The organism is Lysinibacillus xylanilyticus (genome assembly GCF_001183605.1).
GTDB lineage: Bacteria > Bacillota > Bacilli > Bacillales_A > Planococcaceae > Lysinibacillus > Lysinibacillus xylanilyticus.
The window spans coordinates 221,768-244,713 of sequence record NZ_LFXJ01000013.1 but is presented as its reverse complement, the minus strand read 5'-3'; the positions used below and the strand labels follow the sequence as shown (position 1 = coordinate 244,713).

The following is a 22,946-nucleotide window of genomic DNA, read 5'->3' as shown; positions in this document are numbered from 1 at the left end:
GTTAGCACTGCGCTTTCGCACAAAAAACATCTGTTGGCCTAAAGCCTCCGGCGGATGTCACAGAATCGGAAAGGAGTTCAATAAAGGATGTTAGCCTAAGATCATCGCATCCATGCGATAACGGCTAACTGACCTGCATCGGTAAAAACGCCACGTCCTGTGGCATTACCGAAATGACCGACATCGTGTCGGCCCTCCAGCAGGCCTAAGCACAAAGCCGATTCCGGACGCAATTATGCCGAGGCATAATTGATTAATCTTTAAATAATTTTTGTAAAATGTAATATGATTGTTTTAAACGCTCTTCAGACTTAGGAGTTTGCCATTTTTCCCAAGAATAAGCTGAGAGAGCAGGTAAAACATGATTCTTGGTCTCTGGTAAAGATTTCACAACCTTGCCGTCTTTATCTACAAAGACAGCACCAATATAAATATTATCTACTTTCGTCGAAGCTTCCTTCCCATCCTTATATAAATCACCCATAAACTCACGCTGACTTGGGTCTTTTGATTGGATCAGTAGCCAAGGGATCCGTAGCTCAATAACATTTTCATCCGTCCACGTATAGTCTACTAACGAATTATAATCTTTTGCTTTTGGATTAGCATTCCCTTGAAGCAGCTTCCCTGTTTCATATGCACTAAAATCGGTAGTAATGTTTTGCTCTGGTAAGAATAGTTGTTTATTTAACACATAGTTAATCGGTGCAAACTTACCACTATTTTTAGTAGGAACTGCCATTCGAGGCGGAATCATATTTAAAGTATGGCCATAAAAATAATCATAGAAATCATAGTATTCATCTATGACAACTCGAGAGTCTCCACTTTTATTTAATTCCACCATAAAATCTACGCCATTTGAAAAGGTCATATCTTTTATTGATGTTGCCGACGTATTTCCTTGGTTTGGTACGACATCAAGTAAAATACGCGGTGAGGCTTTTTCTAAAACATCACTTTTTATTTTAAAATACAAATATCTTTCATCATAATCGACAGCAAAATCTGTTGAGTCAGAAGGTGTGGTATTGTACATTTGTGTACCTGTCCATTCCTTTGTATCTCCGTCTACTTTTACTTTAAATCGATCAAAGCTTAGTACGCCAAATTGCTGTTCATTCGTTTGTGCATTGGACCAAAACGGTCGACGATTTGGATCATCATAATCCATCGTATTCCACGTCCGCTTAAACCACTCGTCCTGCCATGTAAAGACAAGACCTCCTAGCAAGCCTTCATGCATAATATCTTCATATAAATGTTGAAGGGTTTCCCCTTGCTGCTGTTCGGACATATGTCCCTGATTCCAGCCGTAAACATTTTCATGTGTCATACCACGCGCTGCAGGTATTCCAAATTCCGCAATAAGAACGGGCATATTATGAGCTTCATGTAGTTCTTTTAAGTACCCTGCATAACTATTTTTATTGCCCCGGAAATCTTTATAATTTAAATATTTTTGGTCGAAGTTAAAGAAATCAGGGTAATATGGATACACATGATAGGACGCAAATTGTCCTGGTGCCTGCATCTCACTCTTCGTATAGATAACATTTGGATTTACGCCTACTAAATCTTCATCCTCAGAAGGCTCAGATGGATGGTCTAGTAAGTCTGTCGTTACCCAGTTTGTGAAACTCATTGGACGGATCCAATTATATTTATCCTTCTCATAAGTAGTAATAAGATCCATTTGCTCCGCTAGCCAATGCTCAAATGGTGAAGCATTTTTCGTTTCGAAATACGTCCCATTATATTCGCCAATATTAGCGTGTTTTTCGTTCGTACCGACTACCATGTGCGGATACCATTCGATTCCAAGCACCCAGCCAATAACATATTTAGAAACGTCAACATCGTATAATCCTGAAGCATGTCCTGCTACTGGCTTCACATAAGTATTACCGTGGATAACGTCCACCATGCGCTTCATTTCAAGTTGAAAATCCTTTAAGGTAGCTTCATCATAGGCATCTAATGAATCAACCAAGCCTTCTTCGTTAATCCATACACCATGCAATACATACAGGGGTTTATCTGGATTTTCTTCATTGTATTTTGCAAGTGCCCGATAAAAACCTGGAGGGTGTAATGTATAAACACGAATCGTATTGGCATTCATCTCACCAATTTGACGGAACCATCGATAGTACTCTTCCTCCGTAATAGCAGCTTCCCCGGGGAATGCTCCCGGTTTACCCATACCAATATTAACGCCCTTAAAGACTAGTGACTCCCATTTCCCATCGCGTAAGACTTCAAATGACTCGCCCTTAGTACGTGCGTTATAATTTAATTTGTCATGATTAACGTTTTCTTGAACTTCTTTTTGCTCAAACGTGTCAAAAATTTTATGCATGACCGGTATATAAATTGACCAGTAAAATGAACTATCTGCATACTTCTCAGCGTATTTATAAATGGTCGGTAATCCCTTTATTTTGTAAAGGGTCGGTACCCGTGACATATCGTTAAAATCTCCAGCAAAATAATAGCTTGTAGTGTAACGTTTATCCTGTGAAACAATAGCCGCAAATTGCTGTGGAATATCGTTGTCCTCTAGTAGTTTTTCCCCTTCTTTTGTTAAGTCCCATTTATAATTAGCAAGAGCATCCTCCGCATATTTAGGGGTGATAATATCAAACCAATAGCCATAGTCCGCACGAGCAGAAGTATTAAAGAATTTTTTCCCTTCTTCAGTAAACTGCACCTGAATACCTTCCGTTTTTACATGCTTGTCCAGTTCCAGCACAATGAGCTTTTCTGTTATTTCATTAAATAGAAGAAAGCCTCCGCCCTTATATGGCCAATTATCACCATGTTCATCGATGACCCATTGTGGGATTTCTGAATTTTTATGATAATCAAGCTCATCGAAATAACGCCCAATCCATCCAGACCATGAAATTCCTAAATAATCCTGTAACTCTTTTCTAACTGCCTCTGATGTTGGTGACGCAAATGTATTGTATTCAGCTATTAGCATACTTTTCTTGTTGCTTGCTAAACGACCTACTATTGACTGCCATTCATCCATTTCCAAGCCGCCAACAATTTTTTCTGAGCGTTTACCTAGACGCTTTTTTTCATTTAAATCATCCTTATAAACACCATACGTATCTGCCAAATAAATAACATCATAATTACTATAGTCAGTCGGAAACTTTTTTTCTGACACTCTTTTCGTTTTATCATTTGGAATCGTACCGTAGTAATTTTTTTGTACATCATATGGTTGATGATCAATTGTATATTTATAATGGTTTAAAAACCAGTTAACACCTAAATGCTCTCGGTATGTTTCATTCGGAACCGTTTTATCTAGGATCGCGACGTTCAGCGGTTTTTCATCGCTCAAATACCACCAAGCTATTGGTGTAATAACGAGAATTAGAATAGCTATAATCCCTATATATATTCGCTTCATACACTTTTCTCCTTTTCACCGATGCCGACACGCTTCATATTACCCCAATCGCTTCTTCTTAACACAAATCCAAGCAATCCCTCGCATCGCCAAAAAAGAGTAAGTGGTCGATACCAGAAAATTTCAGTAAATGCTAAAAGTATCATGCGTAGTAGATCTCTCGGCCTCGGATAAGTATTCAAGATCCATGCTTCGAATAATATTGAGGCTATTGAAAAAATTACTCCATAAATGACGAAAAGTAGTAACAGGATTATGGCTACTTCATAATAGATTTTCCCTAAGAAAAATGCCACTACGATATAAATATAACCACCTAGCTCAACTAGTGGTCCTAGGCATTCTACTAGCCAAAAATATGGAAATGAAAGCAAGCCTATTAAGCCATATTTAGGATTCAACGTCATCGTCTTATGCTTCCATAGGCTTTCAAATAATCCTTGATGCCAGCGTCTACGTTGGTTTCGTAAAACCCCTAATGACTGAGGTGCTTCAGTCCAGCACACAGGATCTGGAACAAATTCTATACGTTTCTTTTCTTTTTTCTTTCTTATCAAACGGTGAATATTTACGACAAGCTCCATGTCTTCTCCAATAATATCCGTTGAATAACCGCCCGCTTCTACAGCCCATTCCTTCGAAAACACACTAAATGCTCCCGAAATAATAAGCACAAGATTGTATTTACTTAAAGCTATTCGCCCCATTAAAAAGGCTCGAGCATATTCTATTATTTGCATGATGACTAAGTGATTATTTGGTAAGTGTGTTTCAGTAACGGAACCAAGCTGCATTTTCGCTCCATTGGCTATTCGAATATTTCCTCCTGCCGCAATCACTTCTCCATCTGATAAAATAATCGGCTTCATCACACGAAGCAATGACTTTTCATCTAAGATTGAATCACCATCAATAGAGCAGAAGTATGGATATTGAGATACATTAATACCAACATTCAATGCATCTGCCTTACCACCATTTTCTTTATCTACTAAAATACAATTTTTATAGATTTCAGATTCATAAATTTGTTTAACTTGTTTTGTAGGGATATTTGTACGAACAATTTTATCAACGGGCTTCATTCGGAAATGCTCGATTACGGTTTGTAGTGTAGAGTCAGTTGACCCGTCATTAATAATGATAATTTCCGTTTGTGGATATCGTAAATTCAACAATGAATAGACTGTGTCTACAACACCAATCTCTTCATTGTAAGCAGGGACTAATAAGGATACTGGTTTGGAGTAAAAGGCATCTATATGCGCATCATCATACTCCGAGGGATCTAATTTATAGCGTTTTCGCATAGCTAACATGGCAATGACAAACATTGCGCAATATGAAACAATAACAATTAACATATAAAACAGAATAAAGCCACCAAAAAACCACATACAAAAATCTAAAAATACTTTCATTTGCTCCCTCGCTTTCTGACTATTGTTTCCTGTGCCATTTCAATTGCATATAGGTCATTTGAGGACTCCAAAAATTGCTGTAATTTTGCAATTCCTTCTCTTTTTTCTACAATTGTTTTAGCAGCCTGGGAGCGTACCCACCAATTTTCATCTTGAAGAAGCTGTTCTAAATAAGCATAGGTATAGTTAAGTGGTACATGCTTAAAGATTTTCGCAACCATTAATCTTATTTCCCACATATCTGATGTTACAAACGGAACATAAGGATCGATTTCATCAATTACACCAATTTCATAAAGACCCTTTAATGCTCTTATTTTTATTTCTGGCATCTCATGTGTTACTAGCTGTTTTAACTGATCAATATATTGCATATTTCTTTTGACAGCTGCAGTATCAATTGCAGCAAATTGGATTTTTTTTGTCCAGCTATTAAAGTCTTCAAATAATCGTATAAATACGTCATCCTCTAACAATACAAATAATCTTCTATATTCACTTTCAGAATAATTGACACTCGATTCTTCAATTTTTTCAATAAACAATTCTGGTTGGAAGATAGAGTAAATTTTTAACAGTTGAAAATATTCCTCTTCCGAAATTTTGGTATTCTCGAATTGTTGACAAGTATCTAATAATGCTTCTATCTGGAAATCAGCAATACGATATAAAGCATTCATCCTTATGCTCCATCGTTTACTGGATAAATCCTTTTCATAAAACTTTTTTAAATAGAGATTAGAAAACTCCTTTATTTTATGTTCAACTTTTTCATTGGTTATATTTTTCAAATAAGATGAAAAGATTGTTTCTATAGCCGCTACTTGAGCTCTTCCTCGAGGAACAAGCACTACAGAGAAAATTTCATCATTGATCAAATAGTTGTACCAATGCTGTGCAGAGTTTTGTAAAAAAATATCACGCACATCTGCAAAACGAATCTCTCGCTTGCGCTGAACAAGTATATAGATCGTAAATAAAAATAAAACTACTAATAAAACACCGCAGACCGTTAAAAGCAAAGGAATCGACAGCTTGATCATAGCCAAAACCTCGCAAAAGTCTGCTTAATTTTTGCTTCTAATAAACGTAAATTAAACGGTTTTACGATATATTCATCGACGCCACCTTCATAAGCATTAAGTGTCGCACTCTCTGAGTTTCGTTCTGACATCATATAAATGATGAACTTTTTCTCATTCGGCATTTCTCGTAAAATGTGCAAAATTTCTAAGCCATTTTTACGTGGTAAAATATCGTTCATCACAACTAAATGCACATGGCCTGTTTTATAGCTATCGGACTGTAAAAAACTATAGCCATCTTCATAGGTTGAAACGTCTAAAGTATAATGATGAATGTCTAAATTTTTGAGCGTTGTTTCTAGCACTTTTCTAAAGATTTCATTTTGTTCAATAATGCTAACCTTTGCTTGCTCCGTAGGTTGTACACGATAATCTGTAACCTGCTCTACTGACCAAGTCGGCTGTTCGTCATCTGCTAGTTTGTGCTTATTTTTATCTAACAATGTTTCAAAGTTAACACTATTATTTCTTATTTCAGTAATGGAAGCTTTTAACTCTATTTGTTGAAATTCCCTCTCTTGCGTTAGAATTGCGAAAATCCGTTTTAAAAACGCCTTTACCTCTACCTCACTACTTTGCAGAAAAAATATTCCCCAATGCATGCCATCTGCTAGTTGGAAAAGTAAATCTGTTTTTCGTATTTTTGATTTTAGAAAAGCCGAAATTTGATGATTCACTTGATTTCGTTCTATATCAGTTCCTTGTGAGGAATTTGCTACTTTAAAAAAGACTGCAGTCATTGTTAATCGTGAGCGAATAACACTCTCACGCAATATTTCAAAATACCCTTTTACCTCATGCTCCTGCATAATGTCTTCTGTAATAATTAAATTATTCATTGATGTTCACCCCAGTTGATGGAAGAAGCATTTTATTCTCCTTCATTATTTTTATATCATTCTTTTGATTTATAAACACAACAACTATAGTAATAAAGATGACTAAACAATTGCTATACAAAATTTTTGGTAAATCGATTTCTTTTAAAATATTATTACATTTTTGCTAAAAACTACAGAACAATACCTTTTTTGATAAAATGTTATATTTTTCTGATAAAAGACAACCCTTTTATAAAAGAAGAAAGGGGATGTAAGTTGTATCACTTACATCCCCTTTCAGACTACAAAAAAACACTATTTTGATTCAGCTTGTCGCCTCATCCTGTGAAGAGAAACCGTAGATTTGTCACGGAGATTGAAGCCAAGAGCCACGGCAAGCGCCAACTCGGAGTGAACATCAATCATTGTTAATCGATACGCAATTATTCTTTTGTCGACAAGCAAAAAGGGTATGTAAGCTGTCATACTTACATACCCTTTTTGATAAATATCAATTATTTAACTGGTACAACTGAGCCTTTCCACTCTTCAACAATGAAGTCTTGGATTTCTTTAGATTTCAATACTTCTACTAATTTTTTAATTTCTGGTTTTGTTTCATCGCCAGCACGTACAGCGATAATATTTACATAAGGAGATTCTTTATCTTCAAGAGAAATTGCATCTTTCAATGGATTTAAGCCGTTATCGATTGCAAAGTTCGAGTTGATTAGAACCGCATCACCTTCATTATTTTCGTACATTTGTACAAGCATTTCAGGCGCTGTATTTGCATCGAATTTTAAGTTTTTAGGGTTTTCTGCAATATCTTTTATTTCTGCTGCTGTTTTATCAACACCATCTTTTAATTTAATTAAGCCCTTAGCTTCTAACAATGAAAGCATACGACCGTGGTCTGCAACTGAGCTAGAAAGTAAAATTGTTGCACCCTTCGGAAGATCATCCAGAGTTTTATATTTTTTAGAGTAAATACCGATTGGTTCAATATGAATAGCACCAGCATTTACAAAGTCATAACCATTTTCTTTCATGCTAAGCTCTAAGAAAGGTAGGTGTTGGAAGTAGTTCGCATCTAGTTCTCCAGAATCTAAATGTTGGTTCGGTAATACATAGTCTTGATATGTTTCAATTTTAAGATCGATACCTTCTTTAGCTAAAATTGGTTTTGCTTTTTCCAGAATAACAGCATGTGGTGTATTAGAAGCACCTACTGTTAATGTTACATTTTCTTTGCTGTCACCAGCATCAGATGATGAGCTTGTTTCTTCTTTTTTACCAGCACCACAAGCAGCTAGAGCTAGTACTAATACAGATAAAAATAATCCTGTTAATAACTTCTTCATTTTATTACTCTCCCTTTTTTCTTATATGTTAGCGGTATATAACCGAGATAACCTCTTTGATGTTCATAGCGAGATGCTCCTTTTTGTGAGCAAGTTCCTTCACTACAATTTTTAGCGTTTATCTGTTTTGGCTGTAATTAAGTCGCCAATCCATTGAATAATAAATACTACTATTAAGATTAATATAGTCGCCATTAATGTTACATCTGTGCGATTACGTTGGAAACCATCTAAGAATGCTAAGTTTCCTAGACCGCCTGCACCGATAATACCTGCCATCGCAGTATAGCCAACAAGTGCTACAGCCGTTACAGTAAGACCAGAAATAAGCGCTGGTAAAGATTCCGGAATTAATACTTTCCAAATAATCGTTGATGTTTTGGCACCCATTGAACGAGCTGCTTCAATAACACCTTTATCAATTTCACGTAAAGCAATTAATACCATTCGCGCATAGAATGGTGCAGCTCCAATAATTAATGCTGGTAAAGCCGCGTCTGCGCCACGAATCGTGCCGAGTAAAAATTTCGTAAATGGAATTAATAAGATAATCAAAACGATAAATGGAATCGAACGGAAAATGTTAACGATTGATCCTGTTAAAAAGTTCACAATTTTATTGGCCCATAGTTGGTTGGGACTTGATAAAAATAATAAGATTCCAATCACTAATCCAAGTATAAATGTGATGACCGTAGAAATCGTTGTCATATACAATGTTTCATACGTAGCGTCCCACATTTTTTCCCAGTCGACATTCGGAAAAAGACTAGTTAGCATTTGCAATCACCTCCGTTTGTACTTCGACTGTATTTAAGTAGCTAAGTGCAGCAGCAACATTGGCCTCTGAGCCATCAATTTGCACAATAAGTGTACCGTACGCTCCATTTTTCGTTTGCGAAATATTACCATGTACAATACTTACTTCTACATCAAACTGTTTCACAAGATGTGAAATGACAGGCTGCTCTGTTTTTTCTCCTACAAAGATTAGCTTAACAAGTTGTCCCTCAGGATAATTTGCTTTAATTTGTGCCACAGTTTCCTGAGTTTCCTTCGTATCTGTAATTTGAGAAACGAATTTTTTCGTAATGGCTGCTTGTGGAGCTTGGAATACTTGTAATACTTCACCACGTTCTACGATTTCTCCAGCTTCCATAACCGCTACACGATGACAAATTTTACGAATAACGTGCATTTCATGTGTGATTAACACAATCGTTAGACCTATTCGTTCGTTAATATCGACAAGTAGATCAAGGATAGCATCCGTTGTCTCTGGATCGAGTGCGGATGTGGCCTCATCACATAACAATACCTCTGGATTATTAGCAAGTGCACGAGCGATACCTACCCGTTGCTTTTGTCCCCCTGATAGTTGTGATGGATATGCTTTTTCGCGCCCTTCCAAACCAACTAGTGTAATCAATTCTTTCACATGTGCTTCACGTTTTGCCTTTGGAACACCTGCGATTTCTAGTGGGAAAGCGATGTTTTCCGCAACAGTTCTAGACCAAAGTAAATTGAAATGTTGGAAAATCATACTGACCTTTTGTCTAGCATCTCTGAGCTTCTGCCCCTTTATGGATGAAAATTCCTGATTGTTAACCGTCACCGTACCAGAAGTAGGCTTTTCTAAACCGTTTAACAAGCGAATCATTGTACTTTTACCAGCGCCACTATAACCGATAATGCCAAAAATTTCACCTTTATTAATGGAAAGGTTGACGTCTTTGACTGCTATTAATTCGCCATTCGCGGTTTTGTATTTCTTCGTAATATTTTGAAGATTGATCATAGCGAATTCTCCTTTTCTTATACCCGTTGATAGAAGTTAAAAAAACCCCTTCACTTAATAGATAAGTAGAAGGGGTCACGTAACTTATACGTTAGACCGTTCTCTCATCTTTCAAAGATAAATCTTTGGGTGATTTGGCACCTTTTCACGATTGTGATGGTTGCCGGGCTTCATAGGGCACTTCCCTCCGCCGCTCTTTATAAGAGTTCGATATTTTTATTGTTTTTTTAATATATTTGTTACTTTACCACGCGATTAATATTCAGTCAATTAGTTTTTTAACAATTCGTATAAATATGGTACGGATTGAAAGGCATAAACCTTTTCTGTAACTTCTCCGCCTTCACATACGAGTAAACATGGTACACTTTCGATTTTATTATCATAAGCTATTTGCTCTATAAAATTAATATTCGCTTTACCGACTTGTAGCTGTGGCAGCAATTGTTCAACAACCATCATCATTTTCGATGCAACTGCACACGTTCCACACATTGGTGTATATAAATAAAAAGCAGCCTTTTCACCGGACTGGATAGCCGCGTTCCACTGCTCTTTTGACCATTCTTCCATCTTTTTTCACGCAACCTTACAAAATATATTCATTATGGATTGAGAAATGTGCACGAAGCAATATCGCCGCTAACACTTTCCTCGGAGTTGTCTCAACTTCCTTATATGTTGGCATCGTACGTAAATGCTCAGCCTCTGGATAATGTCTGTCCATTAATGCCCGTAGCTTATTTCCCGTTGTATCAGCATCAAAAAATGTATAAAGCTCGCAACCCTCATACGGATCGAGTAGCTCTTCTAATTGATGCACACCAATTGTACCATTTGTACAAAGTATTTTTACGTCATCATTTAAAATAGGTTCAATTTGAAGTTTATCCGATCGGCCTTCAACAATTAAGCATTTTCCCTCGAACATCACGCCACCCCCATTTAGACATATCCCTTATATTCATTATATCAATAAACTTTGTCGTTGATACAGTTAGACACCTACTGTTAAGGGAATATACTTGCATTTACTTCACCAACTATAGTGGAAGAATGCATGAAGATAATAAAAAACGTCGGTAGTTTCCGACGTTTTTCTATTACGGGCTTGTCTTATTCAGCAATCATTGTTTCGTATTGCTCAGCTGTCATAAGTTTTTCAACTTCTGATGCATCAGCAGGCTCTACAACGATCATCCATGCTTTTTCATATGGTGATTCATTAACGAATTCTGGGCTATCTTCTAAATCTGCATTTACTTCAACTACTGTACCTGAGATTGGTGCATATAATTCAGAAACTGTTTTTACAGATTCTACGCTACCGAATGGATCATCAGTTTTGATTTCGTCTCCAACTTGTGGAAGTTCAACGAAAACAATATCTCCAAGTTCAGCTTGTGCGAAATGAGAAATACCGATACGTACTTTTCCATCTTCTACTTTTACCCATTCGTGCTCTTCAGAGTAACGCAAGTCTTTAGGTGTGCTCATGCAAAAAACCCCTCCATAAATATGTAATATATTCACTTTCAGTGTGCCATACTTCTTCCATAAAAACAAGCAAGAATCAATTATGCCACGGCATAATTGTGTCTGGAATCGGCTTTGTGCTTGCACAAAGAATTCCTTTCCGATTCCTTGACATCCGCCGGAGGCTTTAACTTCTTTCAGCGCATGTTTGAAAAGTGACTTATAACGGCATTCATCTCATCAACTATAGAGGGAGGAGACTGCTGAAACAAGTTAAAAGCGTTATTTCCAAGCTTGCTCAAAATCTGATTCTTTAAACCCTAAAGTAACTTTTTTTCCATCGGTTACAATCGGACGTTTAATCAACATACCATCTGATGCAAGCAGTTCAAGCTGCTCCTCTTCAGTCATTTCAGCGAGCTTATCTTTCAAGCCAAGCTCACGATATTTCATACCAGAAGTATTAAAAAATTTCTTTAAAGGTAGTCCACTAGCTTGCCATAAGTTTGTTAATTCGTCCTTTGTAGGTGGTTGTTCGACAATGTGTACCTCTTCGTATGATACCCCATTGTCATTTAGCCATTTCTGAGCTTTTTTGCAAGTAGTACATTTCGGATATTGAATAAGTTGAATCGTCATATATAGGCTCCTCTACTATCATTTTAGGAACTACATTTTCAGTGTATCCCTCATTTTCTGTAGTATACCATCATAACCGTTACGAGCCAAAATGAAACTCATTATGCCAAAGCGTGGGGTTGATTTCCGTTCCAGGCTGGGCGCTTTGTTGTTGCTGTCGCTTCGCTTTCGCACAGAGCAAAGCTTCCTGGGGGATAGCGTTGAGCCGCTTCCTCCGCTAAAGGAACGAAGGCTAAGTGCGTCACGTCCTGTGACAACGCCTTCGTGACCAACATCGTGTTGGCCTCAGGGTCTCGCCTGTCTCGCTTTCCCACGGGAGTCGAGTAGCCTTCCACTCCAATCAGCAATAGTGTAGAACTTTTATTAAATTTATGCATTTCGTTGTTGCTGCCGCTTCGCTTTCGTGCAGACGAAACCCTTTTGCTATAAAACAAATGTCAGAGGATGCATGCTATGCGTATTAGTTGAATGGAGTGGGGACTGCGCGACAAAGGATTCACACACAGTTTGTGTATGAATCCTTTTTTTGCTCTTTTGCAGGTGGATGTCGATAAAATTCATAAGTTGGGTGATAAATCGTGAAAGTTAGTCGTTAAATTTCAAAAGTTGGTAGATAAATCGTGAAAGTTGGTAGATAAAACTCAAAAGTTGGATGACATTTTGTTAAAACGTATGTCATGTGAATCAGTTGATTGGAGTGGAGGCTGGAACGGAAATTACCCCTCATTTTGCAAGAGCCTACTTTTATTTTCAACAAAAAAACCTAGCTATCTCATCTATGCGGATAGCTAGGTTAGTCTGCAATATTAAACTACAAATTTTTCTGCTTCAATTAATTTAACAGAAGCTTCGCGTTTCTTCGCGATTAAGTTGTATGGGTTGTTGCGAGTTAACTTACGTAGCGCAGACAATGTCATGCGTGCAGCGTCGCCGTCTGCTGAAGCAAGAATCGTATCTTTTGCTTCTTTTTCGATTTCTGCAAACGCTTCTTGGCAGAAGATTTGAGTGTATAGTAATTTTTGATTAGCTTTTTCAGCACCGTCACGAGCAATCGCTTTTTCTGTACGTAATACAGCTGATTCCATTGCGAATAGTTGGTTTGTGATATTAGCAATATTCACCAATACTTCTTGCTCTTGATCAAGCTTCGCGCCGTAGCGTTGTGCTGCTAACCCTGCTGCTAATACAGCGATTTTCTTCGCATTTTTCACAAGATATTTTTCTTGTGCTAGAGGCTCTGTGCCTACATCCTCAGGCATTAGCATAAGTAGCTCCTGTTGTAAGTTTTGAGCAACTTGTAGCAATGGCAATTCACCTTTTAATGCCTTTTTCATAAATGTACCTGGTACAATCATGCGGTTAATTTCATTAGTACCTTCAAAAATACGGTTAATACGAGAATCGCGATAAATACGCTCTACTTCGTATTCAGCCATAAAGCCGTAACCACCGTGTAATTGAACAGCTTCATCTGCAATGTAATCTAAAGTCTCAGAACCAAATACTTTAGCAATAGAACATTCAATTGCATACTCAGCAATTGCACTAGCAATAACTTTCCCTTGTTTTTGCTCATCTGGGCTTAGCTGACTTAAACGGTCTTCAAATAAACCTACTGTACGATAGTTTAATGACTCAGACGCATATAATTGTGAAGCCATTGTCGACAATTTTTCTTTTGTTAGATTGAAATCAGATAGCTTCGTTTTAAACTGCTGACGTTGGTTTGTGTATTGAATGGCTAGCTCTAATGCACGCTTTGAGCCACCAATTGTTCCAACACCTAATTTATAGCGACCGATATTTAAAATATTAAAGGCAATAACGTGTCCGCGACCTATTTCACCTAAAAGGTTTTCTACAGGTACTTCTGCATCTTCAAGGATTAATGTACGTGTTGATGAAGATTTGATACCCATTTTTTTCTCTTCTGCGCCAACCGAAACGCCATTGAAAGCACGATCAACGATAAAGGCTGTGAATTTATCGCCATCGATTTTTGCATAGACAACAAATACATCTGCAAAGCCTGCATTTGTAATCCATTGCTTTTCACCATTTAAAATATAATGTGTCCCTGCATCATTTAACTTCGCAGTCGTTTTTGCACCTAATGCATCAGAACCTGAACCTGGCTCAGTTAATGCGTAAGCAGCAATTAATTCACCTGATGCAAGTTTTGGTAAGTACTTTTGCTTTTGCTCTTCATTTCCGAAAAGTACGATTGGTAAAGAACCAATACCTACGTGTGCACCATGTGTAATAGAGAAGCCACCAGCAACAGACATTTTTTCTGCGATTAATGCAGAAGAAACTTTGTCTAATCCTAGACCCTCATATTCTTCAGGTACATCTGCGCTTAGCAAGCCAAGCTCACCTGCACTTTTTAGTAAACGAACCGAATGCTCAAATTCATGGTGCTCTAAATTTTCAACGACTGGTAACACTTCATTTGCTACATACTCTTCAGTTGTTTTAGCAATCATTTTATGTTCATCTGTGAAATCTTCTGGTGTAAATACACGATCTAATTCCACATCTTCAATAATAAATCCGCCGCCTTTAATGAAATCTGTTGTTTTTTCTGTCATTCTAAATTCCTCCCTATATATCTATTTTTAATAGCTTTTATCCCCAATATAAAGAAAAGCTTGGAGCACTTTGTTCGGAGGCAACCGAAAACGCTGCACCCCAAGCTGATCTAGCAAAAATTATAAAATTTCAAATACTCCTGCAGCACCCATTCCGCCGCCAATACACATTGTCACGACACCATATTTCTTACCTTGTCGTTTCAATTCATGAATAAGTTTTAATGTTAAAATGGCACCAGTCGCACCAAGTGGGTGACCTATGGCAATTGCTCCACCATTGACATTTACTTTGTTTTGGTCGATGCCTAAATGACGTACGACTTGTAAGGATTGTGATGCAAATGCTTCGTTAATTTCCCATAAATCAATGTCATCAATTGATAACCCTGCAATTTCAAGTGCTTTAGGTACTGCCACGATTGGTCCAATACCCATCACCTGAGGTGGTACACCACCAACTGCAAAGCCTAAAAACTTCGCCATTGGTGTAAGCCCTTGCTTTTCTGCTTCCTCACGATCCATCACTAGTACTGCCGCTGCACCGTCCGAAGTTTGAGAGGCATTACCAGCTGTAACACTGCCCTTAACATGGAAGGCTGGACGAAGCTTCGCTAAACCTTCTACAGATGTACCTGGACGTACACCTTCATCCATGCTAAACGTGAATTTTTTCACCTGTGGCTTGTTGTTGTCATCTACATAATGCTGCTCCACTTCGATTGGTACGATTTCATCATTGAACTTACCTTCTTTAATCGCTTTTTCTGCAAGCTCATGTGAACGCACAGCAAATGCATCCTGATCTTCTCTACTTACATTGTATTGACGTGCCACTTCCTCTGCTGTGTGCCCCATCCCCATATAATATTGAGGAGCAGTTTCTGCTAATGTTGGGTTTAAGCGAGGTGTATTACCTACCATTGGCACCATACTCATAGATTCGACTCCACCAGCAAGAATTGCCTTAGAGTGTCCTAGCATAATACGCTCTGCTGCAAAAGCAATTGCTTGTAAACCTGATGAACAGAATCTATTAATGGTTTGTGCTGGTGTTGTATCTGGTAACCCGGCTAGCGCTCCTATATTACGTGCGACGTTCATGCCCTGCTCAGCTTCAGGCATTGCACACCCTAAAATTAAATCGTCAATCGGACCTTCATAGCCCGCTCTTTTTAATGTTTCTTTGACAACAACCGCTCCAAAATCATCTGGTCTAACTGTTGCTAAAGAACCCTTCTTCGCTTTTCCAATTGGAGTTCGTGCTCCTGCTACAATAACGGCTTCACGCATCGTATTAATCCCCCTTTGTTTCATGTGCAAGTATGGTTAAATTCGTGTTATCAATTATGCCTCGGGCATAATTGCGTCCGGAATCGGCTTTGTGCTTAGGCCTGCGTGATGCAGGTCAGTTAGCCGTTATCGCATGGATGCGATGATCTTAGGCTAACATCCTTTATTGAACTCCTTTCCGATTCCGTGACATCCGCCGGAGGCTTTAACTTCTTTCAGCGGATGTTGTATACCTGCTGAAAAGTGACTTAAATTCGCATTCATCTCACCACCTATAGAGTTAGGAGACTCCTGCTGAAAGAAGTTAAAATCAGTTACGCAGTGGTTTGCCCTTTAAAAGCATGTGCTGCATTCTTTGTTGAGATAAAGGTTCTGCAACTAAGCTTAGGAACGCCTCACGCTCAAGGTTTAATAGGTATTGTTCATCTACTAATGTGCCATACGGAACTTTACCACCAGCAATGACATACGCTAATTTTTTAGCGATTTTTAAATCGTGTTCACTAATATAGCCTGATTCAAACAATCCTTGCGCACCGATTAATAGCGTACCGTAGCCTGATGCACCGACTACAGGAACTTTCGTAGGTACAGGTGATTGATAGCCTGCCTCATAAAGCGCTAGTGCAGCTTGTTTTGCATCATATAGTTGGTGATCTGGGTTAACAGAAATCCCATCAGCAAAGTTTAAGAAGTTATTTTCACGGGCTTCTTCGCCAGACGTCGAAACTTTTGCCATCGCAACTGTTTCAAATACTTTATTAGCAATATGTTGATAGTCTACCTCAACGCCATTTGGTAAACCTTTGAGGAATTTTTGATATAGTGCCTTATTACCGCCACCGCCAGGAATTAATCCTACGCCGACTTCTACTAAGCCCATATACGTTTCCATTGTTGCTTGAATATGTGCAGCTGGTAAGCAAACCTCTGCTCCTCCACCAAGTGTCATAGCAAAAGGCGCCGCCACAACAGGCTTACGAGAGTATTTAATCTTTTGCATTGCATCTTGGAATGCTTTAATAACAAAATCTAGCTCAAAAATATTATCATCCTGTGCTTCTACTAAAATCATTCCTAGATTCGCACCAACACAGAAGTTTTTCCCTTGGTTACCGATGACTAAGCCTTTATAGTTAGCTTCTACTTCATCGACTGCAAAGTTAATCATTTGAATAATGTCTAAACCGATTGCATTTGATTGGGAATGGAATTCAAGTAAGGCAATTCCGTCACCTAAATCTATTAAGCTAGCACCTGTATTTGATTTAATAACACCATGTTTTTTCTTATAGCGTTTTAAGTTAATTTCCTTTTCATTAACTGGTACTTTTACGTATTCAGAGCCATTATAATACGCTAGGTCGCCGTCAATTTCCGAATAGAAAGTTTCAAAGCCGCTTGCTAACATATCTTTAACAAATGCTGGCACCTCACGACCTTCAGCCTCCATTTTAGCTACTGAATCTTTGACGCCAATTGCATCCCATATTTCAAATGGCCCTTGCTGCCAGCCGAAGCCCCATTTCATGGCATTGTCAATCGCAACAATATCATCAGCAATTTCACCGTGTAGTTGTGCCGAGTAAATTAGCGTCGGAGCGAAGATACCCCATAATAACTCTCCTGTACGATCTTTCGCATATGTTAGTGCTTTTACTTTATTTGCTAATCCACGAGTTTGTTTTGCCATTTCAATAGAAGGTGTTTTTAATTTTTTTGCTGGGCTATATTCTAGTGTGTCTGGATCAATCTCAAGAATCTCTTTGCCTTGCTTCAAGAAGAACCCTTGACCTGATTTTGCTCCTAGCCAGCCGTTTGTGACCATTTTCTGTAGGAATTCTGGTACTGCAAATACTTGCTGCTCTTCACCAGTTGTTTGATCATAGACGTTTTTCGCTACATGGATAAATGTATCTAAACCAACAACATCCAACGTTCGGAATGTTGCAGATTTTGGACGACCGATTAGTGGACCTGTTACAGAATCCACCTCACCAATTGAATAGCTACCCTTCATCATTTCTTGTAAAGTAATTAGTAAACCGTACGTTCCGATACGGTTGGCAATGAAGTTCGGTGTATCCTTAGCAAGTACGACACCTTTTCCAAGCACATCTTCGCCAAATGTTTTCATAAAGCTTACAACCTCTGGCGCTGTTGTGTTTGCCGGAATGACTTCGAGTAATTTCAAATAGCGTGGCGGGTTGAAAAAGTGAGTTCCTAGGAAATGCATTTTAAAATCTTCTGAACGCCCTTCTGCCATTGCATCAATACTTATGCCAGATGTGTTTGAACTAATAATTGCTCCAGGCTTACGAACAGCATCAACTTTTTCATATAGGTTTTGTTTAATCGCTAAATTTTCTACGACAACTTCAATAATCCAATCTACATCTTTTAATTTCTCTAAATCGTCCTCAAAGTTACCAACCGTTAGTAGTGATAAATTTTTCTTAGAAGTAAGTGGTGCTGGCTTTTGCTTTAATAACTTTTGAAGAGCCCCGTTAACGATACGATTTCTTACAGCAGGATGCTCTAAGGAAAGACCTTTCGCTTCTTCCTCTTTTGTTAGTTCCTTCGGTGCAATGTCTAATAATATTGTTGGAATACCGATGTTTGCTAAATGTGCTGCAATCCCAGAGCCCATTACCCCAGAACCTAGAACAGCCGCTTTTTTAATGTTGTAAGTCACAAGCAATTCCCCCTTATTCTCCCATTGAATGAATAGCCATTCATTTTTTGGCCAAAAAAATATCAAGTTTGCCTTAGTGTATTTTTGTCCAGATAATTTTAGACGTAATCTGTGACATACGACTGAGGCTTATCTTCATTCAGCTACCATTTTGATTTAGAGGTAAATAACTTCTGCTGAATAAAGATAAAACTACTTTTTCTGTTTTTAGTTTAGATTATTTTGTATAATTTAGCAATCTTTTTTCACCAATTATTTTTGCAATATACAACTTTTTTTGTTTTTTACGAGCGAAAACAAGACAATAAGTAGATAGCGATAATTCCAAACAGAAAACTTTCAGGTTGAGGGAAAAATGTGTAGAATGGAAAGCAAGGAGAGTGAAATACTAATGAAAACAATTACAACTGCTGAACAATTTAATGAACTGATCTCAGGTGATCAAAAAGTTCTAGTGAAATTTTACGCTGGATGGTGCCCAGATTGCACACGCATCAATATGTTCATCGATCCAATTATTGAAGAGTACAACCAATATGACTGGTATGAACTTAACCGCGATGAACTTCCAGAAATCGCGGACAAATATGATGTAATGGGTATTCCAAGCCTACTAATTTTCCAAAACGGTGAAAAATTAGCACACTTACATAGTGCAAATGCTAAAACACCTCAGCAAGTTACAGAATTCTTATCTGCTCAACAATAATTAACTAGGCTAAAATAGCAAAGTTAATGTAGAAAAGCTACTATTCTGTGGCGAAAGCGAAGCGTCAGCTGCAAATAACGGAATTCTTATCAACACAACAATACTGGAAAAATGAGCTGCATTTCTTTTTGAAATGCGGCTCTTTTTAGAAAGGAGATTATGATGCGCCACTCATTGTCACTACAAGGAAAATCACAATATGATGCATCCATTTCACCAAAATACCGTAATTCAGCTTGTGGTCCTACAACTGTACACGTAGTCTTAAACTATTTAGAAGATCAAGCTCCTTCGGTAAATGAGCTTTATAAACTTCTCGGTGGCACAAAAATCGGGTTATTTAAATGGCGTCTAATTCGCAATCTTCGCCGGCTTCGACCGACATGGGATATTCGCGATTGTACATTAAAGGAAGCTATGCAGGAAATAGATGCAGGTCGCCCGGTCGCCATACGCTTTGACCGCTATTTTAGCTTAAATTGGTGCGATAAAAAATCTGCCTTCGCCTATCATTGGGTACCCCTCATTGGCTATGAAATACGAAGTGATGAGCTGTGGTTAATGTTCCATGATAACGGCCGCCTTAATCGTGAAAGTAAAATTCGAACGGCTCCTTTTAAAGATAATGAAAAAATATTGAGTTTCGTGAAAATTACACCGAACTAAATGACAGCGTCGTGTCGCCCATCTCCCACTAGTGCTCGCCTAGCCAAAAGAAACGTCAAAAATTTTATCATATTAAAAACCAATTCTTTCTTTTGTTATTCTAAAAATTGCTATGGTGAAGTTGATTTAAGAAATTCCTCTATATCCTAAGAGAAATATCTGAAAATGGTTGAGAAAATGAAAACGTCATAAATCCTAGAAGAAAAATAAGAATGTTTTTTGTCTTGTTTTTCACATCCTTACCCTCCTTTCATTTCCAATAATATCCGAATACCCAATAATAGTAAATTATTTTTTAAATTATTCTGACACAATAGCCTTTATTAAAAAAATAGTACCCAACCGTGTAACTATTCACTTTTTTCTAATTAATAATTCAAGATTTATTCTCTGTTCCGGCTGAGCGTTTTGTTGCTGCTACTTCGCTTTCGCACAGTTAAAACATTGTAGCTGTCGCTTTGCTTTCGCTACAGAAAACATTTGTTGCTGACGCTTCGCCTTCGTACAGAGCAAAGCTTCCTAGGGGCGTCCGATGGGCAAAAAAAAAACAGAGCATATTACTATACTCTGCGTTGATTCCCTTGGATGTTTATTAAATTAGTGAATACAGTGAGCGTACCTGCTTGGCGATTAATGTGTAGCCACGTTCTTCTATTTCTTTGAACGTTTGAGGCTCATAATTAGGTAATACTAAGCTCGCTAATTCTGCCTCGATAGGTACGTTCGTTTGAATTGTTGCAAGCTCGTGTGACAATTTTAGCATGTCTAGATTCTCTTTAATTTTCGTGCGTTGACCAGGTTTTAATTCGTCTATTGACTTCAGAACATTTTCGATAGAACCATATGTTTGAATTAACGTAAGTGCCTGCTTTGGTCCAATTCCCTTAACACCTGGGTAACCGTCACTCGAATCCCCCATAAAAGCTTTGACCTGTGCAAATTGGATAGGTTCAATGCCATATTCATCATTAAAGCGCGTATGCGTATAAACGTCATACTCTGTGTAGCCTTTTTTCGTAAAAGCAATTTCCGTTGATGGTCTTAAAAGTTGCAGTAAATCCTTATCTCCACTAATTACTGTAATGTCAGCCTCATCCTGAAATTTTGTAATCATTGAGCCAATTAAATCATCTGCCTCCATCCCTTTAACACCGAAATTTTGCCAGCCGATTTGTTGAGATAAATTTTTCGCCATATCAAATTGCGGTAGCATTTCCTCTGGTGGTGCTGGACGATTAGCCTTATAGCCATCAAATAATTCGTTGCGGAATGTATGTGAACCCATATCCCAGCAAACAGCAAGATGGGTTGGTTTCATAATAGATTGTGCCGTCAATACATGACGTACAAATCCTTGAGCACCATTAGTCGGTGTCCCATCCGCAAGGCGAATATAATGCCCCATCGCAGCCGAAGCAAAAAATGAACGGAATAATAGCGCCATTCCATCAACAATTAAAAGTTTTGGTTTTGTTGTCATGATAAATAATCCTCTCTATAACAATACAATGATGTATTCATTCATAATATAATTTGCATTGTTCTATTATAGCAAACTATCATCAAACTTCATTGTAAATATCTACAAGGCAATTTCCACGTCTTATTTAATTACTATCTAATCATAGCGTTGACTTTCTTTGAAACACGATTGCGGTAATCCAATCGAATACCTGTTAACCATTGCAAAAATGCCGTCACGCCCATCTTTACTGTTTCAGGGCGTAGGTCCCCCTCCTTTGGATCAGCGTAGACAAAGTCAATATGGCGGACCCCTTCATTTTCTCCAATGAGCTTTAGAATATCAAATAATTCATAGGCCGTTAATCCACCTGGTGTTGCTGCAGGTACATCTGGGGCGAATATAATATCGAGTGCATCCAAATCTACTGATACATAAATACGATCCACCTCATACATAAGCTGACGAAGCATTTCGCGAATTGTTAATGATATGCCATCACGACGCATTTGCTTTAACGTAATCATATGTATTCCTTGTTCTTTCGCGTAGTGAATCATTTCTGGTGAATTAAAAAAGCCGTGTAATCCGACATTATAAACATGTTTCCCCTCTACAACGCCTGCTGCAATGAGCTGCTGTATTGGAGAATCCATAGCTAAGCCAATTTCCTCCTGATTCCGGGCATCCAAATGCGTATCAATTTGAATAATCCCTATTCGATCCTTCGGAAAAGCATTCTTTATTCCTCTTAAAGAGCAAGCTGTAATCGCATGATCTCCACCTATAAGACACGTGAAACTTTTAGAATATGCAGTGCTTAAGTTTTCTGCCGCAGCTTCTATAGCTGACTCTGAAAGCATTCTATCCGTCTCATGGATAGCCACATCGCCTACATCAACGACTGCCAACGAGCGCAAATCTACTTGCTCATCTAAATTATAAGATTGAAAGCTTGGCCAAGCCTTTCGAAATGCTGTTGGATACAACGCTTTTTGTGAGGGTTTACTAGAATACGATAATAAAGCACCGTACAAAATAATATCTACATCATTTGGAAGTGGATTTTCTTTTTGCTTAATCCATTGATGCATAGCTGAACCATTTTCTTGCTTATACTGCCATTCTGGTTGAATAAACATTTAACCGACCACCTTCACTTCATTTTTCTATAACTATCATATCGTTGGGTTGATTTCCGTTCCGACTGAGCGCTTTTGTCGCTGACGCTTCGCTTTCGCGCAGATAAAACATTGTCGCTGACGCTTCGCTTTCACACAGAGCAAAGCTTCCTGGGAGCGTCCGATGAGCCGAATTGAAGTCAATTGCCCTATACTACTTTATTGTTCCTATAAATATACCTAGAGAATTACCTTTGATATTAATAGTACCATTTGTACATACAATTTCGTCAAAGTTTGGTACTTCCCCTCTTGATTTCGAATACATCCAACTTACCCCTATAACATAAAAAGCAGCACACTAGGCAGTTTTCT

The 22,946-nt window shown here is 38.1% G+C and carries 19 protein-coding genes and 1 riboswitch; of the genes, 2 read left to right on the top strand and 17 right to left on the bottom strand.

From position 1 onward, the window contains the following. Positions 1-253: 253 nt before the first annotated feature. From ACZ11_RS24185 to ACZ11_RS24120, 15 genes are all read right to left on the bottom strand, one after another. The gene (locus ACZ11_RS24185) at positions 254-3,430 is read right to left on the bottom strand and encodes a hypothetical protein (protein ID WP_049669089.1); all 3,177 of its coding nucleotides are present in this window, start codon (positions 3,428-3,430) and stop codon (positions 254-256) included. Beyond that, entirely contained in the window at positions 3,427-4,851 is a 1,425-nt protein-coding gene (locus tag ACZ11_RS24180; protein ID WP_049669088.1) for a glycosyltransferase family 2 protein, read from the bottom strand. The genes ACZ11_RS24185 and ACZ11_RS24180 overlap by 4 nt, the downstream gene beginning before the upstream one ends. After that, the gene (locus ACZ11_RS24175; RefSeq protein WP_049669087.1) at positions 4,848-5,894 is read right to left on the bottom strand and encodes a HEAT repeat domain-containing protein; all 1,047 of its coding nucleotides are present in this window, start codon (positions 5,892-5,894) and stop codon (positions 4,848-4,850) included. The genes ACZ11_RS24180 and ACZ11_RS24175 overlap by 4 nt, the downstream gene beginning before the upstream one ends. Continuing rightward, positions 5,891-6,775, bottom strand: coding sequence for a response regulator (locus tag ACZ11_RS24170; RefSeq protein WP_049669086.1), 885 nt, complete (start codon positions 6,773-6,775; stop codon positions 5,891-5,893). Before ACZ11_RS24170 ends, ACZ11_RS24175 begins: the two co-directional genes overlap by 4 nt. A gap of 497 nt (positions 6,776-7,272) precedes the next feature. Then, positions 7,273-8,121, bottom strand: a complete 849-nt coding sequence (locus ACZ11_RS24165; protein ID WP_049669085.1) for a MetQ/NlpA family ABC transporter substrate-binding protein — start codon at positions 8,119-8,121, stop codon at positions 7,273-7,275. Between the two features lie 111 nt (positions 8,122-8,232). Continuing rightward, positions 8,233-8,901 (bottom strand): methionine ABC transporter permease, encoded by a 669-nt coding sequence (locus tag ACZ11_RS24160; protein WP_049669084.1) that lies wholly within the window; start codon positions 8,899-8,901, stop codon positions 8,233-8,235. After that, a complete protein-coding gene (locus tag ACZ11_RS24155; protein ID WP_049669083.1) occupies positions 8,891-9,919 on the bottom strand; it encodes a methionine ABC transporter ATP-binding protein in 1,029 nt (342 codons plus the stop codon). The genes ACZ11_RS24160 and ACZ11_RS24155 overlap by 11 nt, the downstream gene beginning before the upstream one ends. A 101-nt stretch (positions 9,920-10,020) precedes the next feature. Beyond that, positions 10,021-10,125: riboswitch (SAM riboswitch) on the bottom strand. A 64-nt stretch (positions 10,126-10,189) separates the two neighbouring features. After that, positions 10,190-10,492, bottom strand: coding sequence for a thioredoxin family protein (locus ACZ11_RS24150; RefSeq protein WP_049669082.1), 303 nt, complete (start codon positions 10,490-10,492; stop codon positions 10,190-10,192). Positions 10,493-10,508: 16 nt separating this feature from the next. Then, positions 10,509-10,850 (bottom strand): toprim domain-containing protein, encoded by a 342-nt coding sequence (locus ACZ11_RS24145; protein ID WP_049669081.1) that lies wholly within the window; start codon positions 10,848-10,850, stop codon positions 10,509-10,511. Positions 10,851-11,035: 185 nt separating this feature from the next. Continuing rightward, on the bottom strand, positions 11,036-11,416 hold the full coding sequence (gene gcvH / locus ACZ11_RS24140) for a glycine cleavage system protein GcvH (protein ID WP_049669080.1): 381 nt from the start codon (positions 11,414-11,416) through the stop codon (positions 11,036-11,038). 261 nt (positions 11,417-11,677) lie between these two features. Next, positions 11,678-12,034 (bottom strand): arsenate reductase family protein, encoded by a 357-nt coding sequence (locus ACZ11_RS24135; RefSeq protein WP_049669079.1) that lies wholly within the window; start codon positions 12,032-12,034, stop codon positions 11,678-11,680. Positions 12,035-12,135: 101 nt separating this feature from the next. Then, complete coding sequence (locus ACZ11_RS26110) at positions 12,136-12,309, bottom strand: hypothetical protein (RefSeq protein ID WP_161804490.1); 174 nt, start codon at positions 12,307-12,309, stop codon at positions 12,136-12,138. 531 nt (positions 12,310-12,840) lie between these two features. Beyond that, positions 12,841-14,625, bottom strand: a complete 1,785-nt coding sequence (locus tag ACZ11_RS24130) for an acyl-CoA dehydrogenase family protein (RefSeq protein ID WP_049669078.1) — start codon at positions 14,623-14,625, stop codon at positions 12,841-12,843. A gap of 120 nt (positions 14,626-14,745) precedes the next feature. Further along, positions 14,746-15,918, bottom strand: coding sequence for an acetyl-CoA C-acetyltransferase (locus tag ACZ11_RS24125; RefSeq protein WP_049669077.1), 1,173 nt, complete (start codon positions 15,916-15,918; stop codon positions 14,746-14,748). Between the two features lie 310 nt (positions 15,919-16,228). Further along, positions 16,229-18,613, bottom strand: coding sequence for a 3-hydroxyacyl-CoA dehydrogenase/enoyl-CoA hydratase family protein (locus tag ACZ11_RS24120; RefSeq protein ID WP_049669076.1), 2,385 nt, complete (start codon positions 18,611-18,613; stop codon positions 16,229-16,231). 364 nt (positions 18,614-18,977) lie between these two features. On the opposite strand from ACZ11_RS24120, the gene ACZ11_RS24115 reads away from it, so the two are divergent. Together ACZ11_RS24115 and ACZ11_RS24110 are read left to right on the top strand one after the other, a co-directional pair. After that, positions 18,978-19,322: a thioredoxin family protein gene (locus tag ACZ11_RS24115; protein ID WP_328008647.1), complete on the top strand. Its 345-nt coding sequence runs from the start codon at positions 18,978-18,980 to the stop codon at positions 19,320-19,322. Positions 19,323-19,484: 162 nt separating this feature from the next. Then, positions 19,485-19,988, top strand: a complete 504-nt coding sequence (locus ACZ11_RS24110; protein WP_049669074.1) for a C39 family peptidase — start codon at positions 19,485-19,487, stop codon at positions 19,986-19,988. Between the two features lie 592 nt (positions 19,989-20,580). Here the strand turns inward: ACZ11_RS24110 and ACZ11_RS24105 are convergent. Then, positions 20,581-21,468: a 5'-3' exonuclease gene (locus tag ACZ11_RS24105; RefSeq protein ID WP_049669073.1), complete on the bottom strand. Its 888-nt coding sequence runs from the start codon at positions 21,466-21,468 to the stop codon at positions 20,581-20,583. Positions 21,469-21,602: 134 nt separating this feature from the next. Next, positions 21,603-22,592 carry an agmatinase family protein gene (locus ACZ11_RS24100; RefSeq protein WP_049669072.1) on the bottom strand — a complete coding sequence of 330 codons (990 nt, stop codon included), beginning with the start codon at positions 22,590-22,592 and terminating at the stop codon, positions 21,603-21,605. Between the last annotated feature and the right edge of the window lie 354 nt (positions 22,593-22,946).

Coding starts and splice junctions, on each gene's coding strand:
- ACZ11_RS24175 (WP_049669087.1), bottom strand. CDS start 5,894: ATGATCAAGCTGTCGATTCCTTTGCTTTTAACGGTCTGCGGTGTTTTA.
- ACZ11_RS24105 (WP_049669073.1), bottom strand. CDS start 21,468: ATGACAACAAAACCAAAACTTTTAATTGTTGATGGAATGGCGCTATTA.
- ACZ11_RS24180 (WP_049669088.1), bottom strand. CDS start 4,851: ATGAAAGTATTTTTAGATTTTTGTATGTGGTTTTTTGGTGGCTTTATT.
- ACZ11_RS24100 (WP_049669072.1), bottom strand. CDS start 22,592: ATGTTTATTCAACCAGAATGGCAGTATAAGCAAGAAAATGGTTCAGCT.
- ACZ11_RS24115 (WP_328008647.1), top strand. CDS start 18,978: ATGGAAAGCAAGGAGAGTGAAATACTAATGAAAACAATTACAACTGCT.
- gcvH (WP_049669080.1), bottom strand. CDS start 11,416: ATGAGCACACCTAAAGACTTGCGTTACTCTGAAGAGCACGAATGGGTA.
- ACZ11_RS24165 (WP_049669085.1), bottom strand. CDS start 8,121: ATGAAGAAGTTATTAACAGGATTATTTTTATCTGTATTAGTACTAGCT.
- ACZ11_RS26110 (WP_161804490.1), bottom strand. CDS start 12,309: ATGTTGGTCACGAAGGCGTTGTCACAGGACGTGACGCACTTAGCCTTC.
- ACZ11_RS24185 (WP_049669089.1), bottom strand. CDS start 3,430: ATGAAGCGAATATATATAGGGATTATAGCTATTCTAATTCTCGTTATT.
- ACZ11_RS24170 (WP_049669086.1), bottom strand. CDS start 6,775: ATGAATAATTTAATTATTACAGAAGACATTATGCAGGAGCATGAGGTA.
- ACZ11_RS24155 (WP_049669083.1), bottom strand. CDS start 9,919: ATGATCAATCTTCAAAATATTACGAAGAAATACAAAACCGCGAATGGC.
- ACZ11_RS24150 (WP_049669082.1), bottom strand. CDS start 10,492: ATGGAAGAATGGTCAAAAGAGCAGTGGAACGCGGCTATCCAGTCCGGT.
- ACZ11_RS24130 (WP_049669078.1), bottom strand. CDS start 14,625: ATGACAGAAAAAACAACAGATTTCATTAAAGGCGGCGGATTTATTATT.
- ACZ11_RS24145 (WP_049669081.1), bottom strand. CDS start 10,850: ATGTTCGAGGGAAAATGCTTAATTGTTGAAGGCCGATCGGATAAACTT.
- ACZ11_RS24160 (WP_049669084.1), bottom strand. CDS start 8,901: ATGCTAACTAGTCTTTTTCCGAATGTCGACTGGGAAAAAATGTGGGAC.
- ACZ11_RS24110 (WP_049669074.1), top strand. CDS start 19,485: ATGCGCCACTCATTGTCACTACAAGGAAAATCACAATATGATGCATCC.
- ACZ11_RS24125 (WP_049669077.1), bottom strand. CDS start 15,918: ATGCGTGAAGCCGTTATTGTAGCAGGAGCACGAACTCCAATTGGAAAA.
- ACZ11_RS24135 (WP_049669079.1), bottom strand. CDS start 12,034: ATGACGATTCAACTTATTCAATATCCGAAATGTACTACTTGCAAAAAA.